Below are 10,184 nucleotides of genomic sequence, written 5' to 3' on the forward strand. Positions count from 1 at the left end.
ACGTTGCACTTCCCTAGGAGCAAACCATGTGCCAACTTTATAACTCATTGTTTTTAAGTGACTAATAAAGGAAAGAGGTAAAAATGAGATGAGCAATAAAGTATAAGCATGAATTATTTACACGTAATAAATGTAATTTTTAATCGGTGATAAAGCCTCCGTCACTTGTGCCTAAATAACCTGATAAAACAGAAAGGCTATTTCTCCAGAATCAATTAATAGCAAAATTATTATTTTAAATAAAAAAATCAGAACAAAAGGAAATATCTACTGATGGCTCTCACCGATATATATCAAAAAGGGGCTAACAACATAAAAATATCGAACAAATCCTTAAATCTATGCTGACAATATTTTGTCTTGTGAAGTGAGAATAATCCACGTACATTGTTTCTGTCATAGTAAAGAGGACATTTCTATGTCGATGCCAAGCCTGTTTCTAAGAATACAAGATCCATCACTTAAAAATGCCATCGCTTCTTGCCAGGAACTGAACAAATTTCGTCTGCATGACATCGATGCCGCAGACCAATGGATTGAAGATTTCCTACAACTCAAACCGGAAGTTGCGATTGTTGAAGTCGCCCACTTTACTAGTGCAGATTATCAACGTCTTTCTAATATCGAAGACATCTACGATATGGACTTGATCATCATTAGCTCAGGCGCTCCAAACGAGAACTTGGATAAGCTGATGAACTTGGGTGCTATTTTTCACTACAGAAAGCCCGTTGATATTGCCATTCTGACGGACACCCTGAGCGAAGTCAGCCAGTACTATCAACACAAACAAGATCAAGGGCGTAAAGTGTCCACCAGCGATCTTGACCAATTTGGTCTTTTGGTCGGCTCTTCCTCTCCGATGCATCAGCTCTATCGTATGATCAGGCGCGTTGCTAAAACCGAAGCCAACGTCCTTATTGTCGGTGAAAGTGGATCAGGCAAAGAACTGGTGGCGCAGACCATCCACTTAGCGAGTGAGCGTAAACAACAGCCCTTTATAGCGATTAATTGTGGTGCCATTAGCCCTGAATTGGTTGATAGTGAACTGTTTGGCCATGAGAAAGGCGCTTTTACCGGAGCAAATAAAACTCACCAAGGTGTATTTAAGCAGGCAGAGGGCGGCACCCTATTTTTAGATGAAATCACCGAGATGCCTATCGAGCATCAAGTGAAGCTATTGCGGGTGCTAGAAACCGGAGAGTATCGCCCAGTTGGCAGTAATACAGTTCATATCGCTAATACTCGCATCATTGCTGCTACAAACCGTGATCCTAAAATCGCCATTGAGGAGCAGTTCCTGCGTGAAGATCTGTTTTTCCGGTTATCGCATTTCCCATTAACGATACCGCCACTGCGAGAACGAGGCGGTGATATCGTCGGTCTGGCCAAGCACTTTATCGCGCACCGCAACGCCAATGAGGCAAAAACCAAAACGATTCTTGACTCTGCGATCCAAAAAGTCGCTGCACACGACTGGCCAGGTAATGTCCGTGAGCTCAAACACACGATCGAGCGTGCATTTATTTTGGCTGATGACACCATCCGAGATGAACACCTGATCTTCGACACACCACCATTGGAAACAGGCACCAGCATCGAAGACCTTGTTCCGGCGGGCGTTTCGCTAGAAGAGCTAGAAAAAGCCGCCATTCTCAATACCCTTGAAGAGAATCAAGGCAATAAAACGGAATCAGCGCAGGAGTTAGGCATTAGCGTGAAAACGCTCTATAACAAACTCGAAAAGTATCAAGACGAGTAACTCGCTATGGGAATACAAAAAGAGCACTGACTTTTATTCAGTGCTCTTTTTGTATCTTATCTTTTATGCAGTTAGGCTGCGTTTGGTGTTTGATTAAACCCACTGCCCCGCAACAAAGCCGCTCGACCAGCACCACTGAAAATTGTAGCCCCCTAGCCAACCAGTCACATCCATCACTTCACCAATAAAATAAAGCCCTTTAATGTCTTTGCATTCCATGGTTTTCGAGGATAAGTGATCAGTATCGACACCGCCGAGTGTCACTTCCGCGGTTCGGTAGCCTTCAGTGCCATTCGGGGCGATATCCCAATGCTCTAGACGCTCCACAATCGCCGCAAGCTCCTTTTGATTGAACTGTTTTAGCGGTTTATCGACTAGCTCTTTACGTTCAATTAAGACTTCAACCAGACGCTTAGGCAGCACTTTGGCAAGCGTATTCTTGAGTGACTGATTTGGATGCTTCTCACGACTGCGTTCTAATAACTCAGCAACATCATCGTTTGGCACAAGATTGATCAACACCTTTTGTCCGGCCCGCCAGAATGAAGAAATCTGTAACACTGCTGGACCAGATAACCCACGATGTGTGAACAACAGGGCTTCTTTGAACATGGTGCCATCTTCAGCCGTAATTTCCGCAGGTACCGCGATACCAGATAACTCAGCAAAGTCTTCTTTGTCTTCTTTATGCAGAGTAAATGGTACAAGCCCTGCCGTGGTTGGGATAACTCGAAGACCAAATTGTTCCGCGACTTTATAACCAAATGGTGTCGCTCCCAGTTTTGGCATCGACAAGCCACCTGTTGCGATAACTAAAGACTCACATTCGACAATCTCAGTACCAGCATGCAAACGAAAGCCTTCATCAATTTTTTCAATCGAATGAACATCGCATTGGTAACGCTGCTCGATGTTCGGCATGTCACACTCAGCTAACAACATCTTCACGATATCTTTGGCCGTAAATGCATCGACACAAAACAACTGGCCGTGATCACGCTCTTCGAACTCAATGCCATGTTTACACACCATCGAGATGAAATCCCAGTTAGTGTATTGGGAGAGCGCCGACTTAACAAAGTGCGGGTTTTGACACAAATAGTGATTAGCTGAAACGTCGTAGTTAGTGAAGTTACAACGACCACCGCCCGAGATAAGGATTTTACGTCCTGGCTTTTTAGCATGATCGAGCACCAAAACACGGCGGCCTCGCTTGCCTGCTTCTGCAGCACACATTAAACCTGCTGCGCCTGCGCCAATTACAACAACATCAAATTTCTTACTCATCGGTAGCTCTTAGACTGATTGGTATCGAATCAAAATAAAAAAGGATGTGCACATTGCACATCCTTGCTTTCTAGGCGCGACATTCTACCGACAAATACCGAAAGGGAAAAGCGCTTAAACTCTAAGCGCTCTGTATGTCCGTAAAATCTCAGACAGAACAACTATCTAGATTATTGACTCTTAGAGAATGAAGGCTGCAAGTAGCGTCACGCCGAGCAACGCGGTCGATAGAACAAACAATTCACGCACTCTTTCACACTTACCAGTAAAAATTTCATCGTGGTGATGATGATATTCTTTACTTTTAATGTAGTGATACAACCTCACCTGCTTGGTGACATTTCCATGAGTGGTAAAAAAACCATTACCATCAACTTGCTGATATAACAGCGGATGCGCTTCACGCATGATATAAATTAGAGAACGAAGAGCGGTGAGATACCGGATCATATTAACTCCAGTTACCACCATTAGCGCAAATAAGATTGTGTCTCCACTGATCATCTTTTCCTCCCTACATCTTCAACAATGCTCAAGAGAAAAAGACGACCAAGACTTCGTCTTTACCCGCTACTTACAACGTCCCAAAACGCGTTTACGCAGCTGGAGCATCCATGATTGAAGATGAACCTTCTTTCGCCATTTGTGCTAGATCTTTGTCGATGAAGAACAACGCTTTACCGTCTTCACCTACCAGTTCGATCTTATCTAAAATCCCTTTAAACAACTTCTCTTCTTCGTGCTGTTCTGACACGTACCACTGTAGGAAGTTAAACGTTGAGTAGTCTTGGCTAGTAAATGCAACGTGCGCCAGTTTGTTGATTTTTTCCGTGATCATTTGCTCATGTTCAAATGTCTCGCGGAAAACGTCACCTAGGCTCGCAAAGTCATGCTTTGGCGCATCAATAGCGCCTAAGATTGGCATTGAGCCAGTTTCACTCACGTAAGTGAATAGGCGTTGCATGTGCTCCATTTCTTCTACGGCGTGAGCGCGTAAAAATTCAGCCGCACCTTCAAAACCTTTGTCTTCACACCAAGCACTCATTTGTAAGTATAGATTGGATGAGAAAAATTCTAGGTTAATTTGCTCATTCAATTGTTCGACCATAGTTTGAGACAGCATGTTAACTCCTATTATTGTGCATGCAATATACCCAAGTAACCTCGAAATAAGTGACGCTGCGAGAATAGCTTGGTCTGGCAGACACGGCGAAGTTTCACTTCAATTCTAGTCAGTAACACTACGCTTATTTCAGCATATCAAAGTCACTTGGGTATAACGCCACTATAACATGATTACTGAGACAAGACTTTGTACCTACGGCACCGATATGAGATCACTTCAGCAAATTTTTTTTGGGGTTGGTGCTAATCTAAAACTATGACCTTACAAGGAGATAGCAATATGAGTTACAAACACATACTTGTGGCAGTCGACCTTTCAGACGACAGTAAAGTGTTGATTAAGAAAGCCGTATCACTGGCTAAACCTCTGGATGCGAAAGTCTCTTTTATTCACATCGACGTGAACTACGCAGAACTCTACACCGGGCTTATCGATATCAATATGGCAGAAGCGCAACATCAAGCAATGGAAGCATCGCGCACACAATTGGCAAACTTCGCAGAATATGCGCAATACCCAATTGCCCATACTTTAGTCGGTAGTGGCGATTTGAGTAATGAGCTGTGCGATACCATTCAAGACTACAGTATCGATTTGGTGGTTTGTGGTCATCACCAAGATTTCTGGAGCAAGATTCTATCTTCGACTCGACAGCTTATTAACTGCTCACCAGTCGATATGCTGGTCGTACCGCTAAAAGACTGATTGGCGCAACGATAAAACTTGGTTAGACTGCGGGCACATTTGTTGTTGATAAAGATTCTCATCCATGGCTTATCTATCCGCAGTTACCCTACTTTGGGCATTCTCATTTAGCCTGATCGGCGTTTACCTCGCCGGTCAGGTTGATTCTTGGTTCTCGGTGTTCATGCGCGTGGCACTGGCGAGCCTGGTTTTCATTCCCTTTTTGAAATTCCGTGGCGTTAGCAAACCCCTGATCGCGAAACTGATGACCGTCGGTGGCTTCCAGCTCGGCTTGATGTATTGCTTCTACTACCAATCTTTTTTGCTCCTTTCCGTGCCAGAAGTATTGCTGTTCACCGTATTCACACCCATTTACGTCACGCTAATCTATGACTTATTGAAAGGTCGCTTTTCACCTTGGTACTTAGTTACCGCTGCAATAGCCGTATTTGGTGCCGCCTGGATTAAATTTGCAGGCATTAATGAAGATTTCCTACTGGGCTTTTTGGTCGTACAAGGAGCAAACCTCTGCTTTGCCATCGGTCAGGTGGGCTACAAATATATCATGGAGAGTGAACCCGTCGATTTGCCACAACACACCGTGTTTGGCTACTTCTACTTAGGTGCACTTTGTGTAGCAACCGTGGCTTTCGCGCTCATGGGTAACCTCGACAAACTACCTACCACTGCAACACAATGGGGCATTCTGACATACCTTGGGTTGATTGCTTCTGGTTTTGGTTACTTTGCTTGGAACAAAGGCGCGACTATGGTGAACGCAGGTGCACTGGCAGTAATGAACAATGCATTGGTTCCGGCGGGCTTGATTGTAAACATTGTGATTTGGAACCGCGATGTTGATGTCATGCGACTCGCCATTGGCGGTGCGATCATCATGCTATCCCTATGGATTAACGAAACCTGGGTGAAAAAGCGCGTAGAGATGAGCTACGCCAATAAGTAACGCAGCTAATCCTATAAACATTTCGACAATAAAAAACGCTCTCCGACTGGAGAGCGTTTTTTTTATTTGATTAATGCACTTTGGCTTGTGAGATTGCGTTCATCAAAGCATTAGGTGGCGTTGGCAGCAACACTTCTAGTTTCGCATTACGCGCTTCCAGTTTACGCTGACGCTTAAGTAACTTTTGTTGTTTTTTCGCCACTTTTAGCAACTTCTTTTGCTGCTTATAGTGCTTTTTCAGTGCTTTTTTCGCTTTCTTGAGCGATTTTTTATCCGCTAAATCAAACCATACTGATGCGTCGGCTCTTACTGGCTCCGGAGATTTTTCGGCTTGTTTTTTCTCTTTCACGCGCTCAACAACACGCTTCACAATCGCGGCTTTTTCGTTGCTTTGTTTAGTGGTCACTGGAATCGCTTGTGATGGCAGAGCTTCAACCAATAAGCCACATGCTTGTTGCTCACTCAATGGCTTGTCTTGGCATTTTTGTGGAGGAATTGCGGCTGGCTTACAAAGGGTATCTTTGGCCGATGAAGAGCGTGCGCAAGAACGACAAACGAATTTTGGTGCGACAACTAAACGATGGATATCACCAAGTTCTGCCGCGATCTGTTTGCGACTCATTTTACATAAACGTTTAGCCATTCTACTACTCCAGCTTCCCAGTTATCGACCGCATCACAACAAGTGAAATAATAATAATTCTTAGTTAGATATACAGTCAGGAAAGGGAATTAGCAAGAGAAAACTATCAATAGAGACGAGGAAAGAGAAGCTGAGTCACAGCACGATACACCGTACTGTGACAAGAAAAGTTGAGCCGTCAGGAAGTTATGCCATCGATGCTTTAACATAGACATCGAAGCGATTTTTTTTCGTTTCAATCGCCATGGTCGGTTTTTTCTCGTTCAGCCAGTTAGCATAGTCTGGGCGTTTAACTACTACACGCTTTGTGGCTAACGCCATGGCTGGTTCTAGTAGGCCATCGGCGTCCAAATCGGCGCCAACCAACGATTGGAAAACGCGCATTTCTTTTTTCACGAGCGCCGACTTCTTTTTATTTTCTGGGTGCGGATACATCGGGTCAAGATACACCACATCTGGCTGGACAAAGTCTTTATCTTGCGCCAATTGTTCCAGCGCATCATGGCTAGAAGCATGGATTAGCGACATGCGCTCAGATACCCAGGTGCCGATTTCTGAGTCTTGTTTCGCTCGATCCAAGCCATCATCTAACAAAGCCGCTACGACTGGATGACGCTCGACCATCTGCACTTTACAACCTAGCGAGGCGAGCACAAACGCATCACGACCAAGACCTGCCGTGCCGTCTAACACGGTTGGCGTTGCCCCTTTGTTCAACCCCGCCGCTTTCGCAATTGCCTGACCTTTACCACCACCGAACTTGCGACGATGACCGACCGCACCACCAATCAAATCCACAAAGATTGCACCCAGCTTTGGCTCATCCACTTTACGTAGCTCCAAACGCTCGGTGGTTAGCACCAAAGCAAAATCGCTATCGTCAGTATGAGAAAGCCGCCAACGCGCAGCGAGTTCATCAAGATGAGATTGTTGAGACGGGTTTTCACAGATCAATTGCAGTTGCAAAAGGAGGCTCCAATAAAAATCGAGGTAACTGGCGCTGAGTGTATACCTAAGTTACCTATTAATGCTAGGTTGAGCTTGCTACGCAGAGGTTATACAGCCGTCAGTTGCTCCACTAGCTCAGAAAGCGGCTTAGGATGGCCAATACCGTAGCCTTGGCCGTAGTCCACACCGAGGTCTATCAAATGCTGCATAACCTGGTCATTTTCGACAAACTCCGCCACCGTCACTTTGCCGAGCTGTTTCGCCAAGTCATTGATTGAACGAACCATCACGCGGTCCATTTCATTTATGTTGATATCTTGCACGAAAAGACCATCAATTTTCACGATATCGACAGGAAGTTTCTTTAAGTAACCAAATGAAGACAATCCAGATCCGAAATCATCCAATGCAATCATGCAACCCAAAGACTTTAGCTTGGTAAACAGCTCAATGGCTTGATCCAGATTGCTCATCGCCGCTGTCTCGGTGATTTCTAAGCAGATTTTTTCACACGGCAGAGTCGAACTTTCCAATCGCTCCAATAAGAAGTCAATAAACTCTTGATTCCCCATAGATTGACCTGAAAGGTTTACCGAACAGCGACCAAGCTGTTCAATCACCTCAGGACGCTGTTCAAACCACTCTAGCGTTTGAGTAATAACCTGCTTATCAATCCAATGGGCAATGTTGTAGCGCTCGGAAGCAGGGATAAACAGCGCAGGAGAAACATAATCACCGTACCCATTGCGAATACGCACCAAAATCTCAAAATACATTTGAGTCTCGTGCTTTTGTAAGCTTTTTATCGGTTGAGCAAACAGTTCTAAACGTTGATTCGACAATGCCTCATGCACCAAATTGACGCTCTGCATTTCCATCTGACGACGCTGCAACTCTTCGTTATCTAAGCTGAATAGATTATAGCGGTTACGGCCTTGCTCTTTAGCGGCGTGACAAGCAGAGTCTGCTTGAGCGTGCACCATTTGTGGCGTATCAGCGGTATGATCGATGATACGGATACCAATTGAGCAACTGATGAACAGGCGTGTGTCTTCCCAAATAAAGAGGTGTTCGCTTAGTGTCGAGATGATCAGTTTGGCAATATTGATGGCGCCATATTCGTCACAGTCTTTGAGTAAAACCGCAAACTCATCGCCTCCCATTCGAGCCAAGATGGAATTGTACGGCAGAGCGCCTTCCAGCATACTTGCGCAGAATTGAATCGCCGCATCACCTGCATCATGCCCAACCGTATCATTGAGGACTTTTAGTTGATCTAAGTCGAGGTACAACATTGCGTGGACTCGACGATGGCTGTCCACTTCGCACAGTGCGGTCTTAAGCTCTAGTTCAAAATGGTTTCTGTTATAAGTCCCCGTCAGTAAGTCATAGCGAGCTTGGTATTCCAATTTCTCGGAAAGCAGTTTGGTTTCGGTAATATCTTCGCCCACAATCAGCAGTTGCTCAGATTCACTCAGCGGACGAATATTCTCGCGCACCCAAACACGATGACCATTTGCATGACGATACTCGACTTCACGTCGCCAAACACCATGCACTTGCTGGTTGGGTTGCAATAACACTTGGCGAGGGAACAGCACTTTGTCATCAAAATAGAACTCCCTCAGGCGATGTCCGAGCATGTCCATCGGTTTGTAGCCAAGAAGTAGTTGAGCAAATCGATTCACTTCTTGAATTCGGTTATTACTATCAAGCGTCACCATCATCACGGGCTGCTGCTCATAATAGTTGCGTAGGGTTGACTCACGTTGGTAGAGCTTGTCCTCCATCAATTTACGACTGGTAATATCGCGCGCTTCAAACAAGTATTGCTTATGATTCCCTACTTGCTGAGAAAAAGGCTTGAGCGAAACTTCTAACACCAATGCGCCGTGTTCTTTACTCCAAATTTCAGCTTCAAACGTCGACACTTGATGGTGAGGCGCGTGGAAATACTCCTCAAGCAACGCTTGTGCTTTTTCACTCCAGTTGGGGTGAAACCAAAGTGGTCGGTCTAAGCGCAGTCCTTGGTGATAAAGTAAGGATTGAAGGTGATCGTTGCCCGATTTAAGCACACCGTTGGCATCCAAAATGCCCATATACTGCATGCTCTGATCGAAAATCGATTCTAGAATAGCCTGGCTTTCTCGCGCAGCGCTCTCACTGCGACGCATCCGCTGTAAATAATAACCCATCAGCAAAATGACCACCGACATCACCACAAACAGACTACCAAACAGGCGAATTTCCTTGGCAAAACGTTCAGAAAGCTTCATTGGCTTATTAAAAAATACCGCAGAAACCTCTTGTTCAGCCCCCAATCCCCAACGCGCTACCGCTTGGTAATCGAGCTTTATTTCAGAATCACTTTTTTTCACGGCAGGCAGAGGCTGATCAGGGTTATCCAAAACGAATTCAAGCATCTCTGCACTCTCAATACCATGCCGATAACCACTTTGAATAACCCCTCCAACTGCGCCATGACCCAAACCAATGTCATGCACCATAAACAGCGGCGCGTTTGAGACTTTGTTGACACCAACCCAGTCACGCTCGCTGCCAACCATACCTTGTTTATCTCGGTAATAGGTCCAGAACAAGACGACTTTATCGGAACTCAGTTTTGCGACTTGTTGTTTTAGATCGATGATACTGTCTGGGACAACTTGTACGATTTTGTCTCGATATTGCGGGAACTTGAGGACAAAATTGTCGATTTGATAACGCAACACCTCACCGGTCACCGAGTGGTCACTGACGATGAGAACTT

General features: G+C 45.1%; 9 protein-coding genes. 3 read left to right on the forward strand and 6 right to left on the reverse strand.

Going from position 1 to position 10,184, the window contains the following annotated elements:
- Window positions 1-418 precede the first annotated feature (418 nt).
- On the forward strand, window positions 419-1,762 hold the full coding sequence (locus tag CAG68_RS20335; protein WP_086046424.1) for a sigma-54 interaction domain-containing protein: 1,344 nt from the start codon (window positions 419-421) through the stop codon (window positions 1,760-1,762).
- 93 nt (window positions 1,763-1,855) lie between these two features.
- Here CAG68_RS20335 and CAG68_RS20340 read toward each other — a convergent pair whose 3' ends face one another.
- From CAG68_RS20340 to ftnA, 3 genes are all read right to left on the reverse strand, one after another.
- On the reverse strand, window positions 1,856-3,049 hold the full coding sequence (locus CAG68_RS20340; RefSeq protein WP_005382944.1) for an NAD(P)/FAD-dependent oxidoreductase: 1,194 nt from the start codon (window positions 3,047-3,049) through the stop codon (window positions 1,856-1,858).
- Window positions 3,050-3,229: 180 nt separating this feature from the next.
- Entirely contained in the window at window positions 3,230-3,553 is a 324-nt protein-coding gene (gene uspB, locus CAG68_RS20345; RefSeq protein WP_005382937.1) for a universal stress protein UspB, read from the reverse strand.
- Between the two features lie 91 nt (window positions 3,554-3,644).
- A complete protein-coding gene (gene ftnA / locus CAG68_RS20350) occupies window positions 3,645-4,172 on the reverse strand; it encodes a non-heme ferritin (RefSeq protein ID WP_005379167.1) in 528 nt (175 codons plus the stop codon).
- Between the two features lie 282 nt (window positions 4,173-4,454).
- Between ftnA and uspA the strand changes: the two genes are divergently transcribed.
- Both uspA and CAG68_RS20360 read left to right on the forward strand, forming a co-directional pair.
- Window positions 4,455-4,880, forward strand: a complete 426-nt coding sequence (gene uspA, locus CAG68_RS20355; protein WP_005379165.1) for a universal stress protein UspA — start codon at window positions 4,455-4,457, stop codon at window positions 4,878-4,880.
- A 64-nt stretch (window positions 4,881-4,944) separates the two neighbouring features.
- The gene (locus tag CAG68_RS20360) at window positions 4,945-5,823 is read left to right on the forward strand and encodes a carboxylate/amino acid/amine transporter (protein ID WP_054730388.1); all 879 of its coding nucleotides are present in this window, start codon (window positions 4,945-4,947) and stop codon (window positions 5,821-5,823) included.
- A gap of 70 nt (window positions 5,824-5,893) precedes the next feature.
- Here CAG68_RS20360 and CAG68_RS20365 read toward each other — a convergent pair whose 3' ends face one another.
- The 3 genes from CAG68_RS20365 to CAG68_RS20375 all read right to left on the reverse strand — a co-directional run.
- The gene (locus CAG68_RS20365; protein WP_017821113.1) at window positions 5,894-6,466 is read right to left on the reverse strand and encodes a hypothetical protein; all 573 of its coding nucleotides are present in this window, start codon (window positions 6,464-6,466) and stop codon (window positions 5,894-5,896) included.
- Window positions 6,467-6,652: 186 nt separating this feature from the next.
- Window positions 6,653-7,432, reverse strand: a complete 780-nt coding sequence (locus CAG68_RS20370; protein WP_017821114.1) for a class I SAM-dependent methyltransferase — start codon at window positions 7,430-7,432, stop codon at window positions 6,653-6,655.
- Between the two features lie 89 nt (window positions 7,433-7,521).
- The coding region (locus tag CAG68_RS20375) for an EAL domain-containing protein (RefSeq protein ID WP_161441582.1) at window positions 7,522-10,184 on the reverse strand (2,663 nt) is incomplete at its 5' end.

It is taken from the genome of Vibrio sp. V42_P2S4T144, from assembly GCF_009904715.1.
Lineage (GTDB): Bacteria > Pseudomonadota > Gammaproteobacteria > Enterobacterales > Vibrionaceae > Vibrio > Vibrio alginolyticus.

Coding starts and splice junctions, on each gene's coding strand:
- CAG68_RS20360 (WP_054730388.1), top strand. CDS start 4,945: ATGGCTTATCTATCCGCAGTTACCCTACTTTGGGCATTCTCATTTAGC.
- uspB (WP_005382937.1), bottom strand. CDS start 3,553: ATGATCAGTGGAGACACAATCTTATTTGCGCTAATGGTGGTAACTGGA.
- uspA (WP_005379165.1), top strand. CDS start 4,455: ATGAGTTACAAACACATACTTGTGGCAGTCGACCTTTCAGACGACAGT.
- CAG68_RS20365 (WP_017821113.1), bottom strand. CDS start 6,466: ATGGCTAAACGTTTATGTAAAATGAGTCGCAAACAGATCGCGGCAGAA.
- CAG68_RS20335 (WP_086046424.1), top strand. CDS start 419: ATGTCGATGCCAAGCCTGTTTCTAAGAATACAAGATCCATCACTTAAA.
- CAG68_RS20340 (WP_005382944.1), bottom strand. CDS start 3,049: ATGAGTAAGAAATTTGATGTTGTTGTAATTGGCGCAGGCGCAGCAGGT.
- ftnA (WP_005379167.1), bottom strand. CDS start 4,172: ATGCTGTCTCAAACTATGGTCGAACAATTGAATGAGCAAATTAACCTA.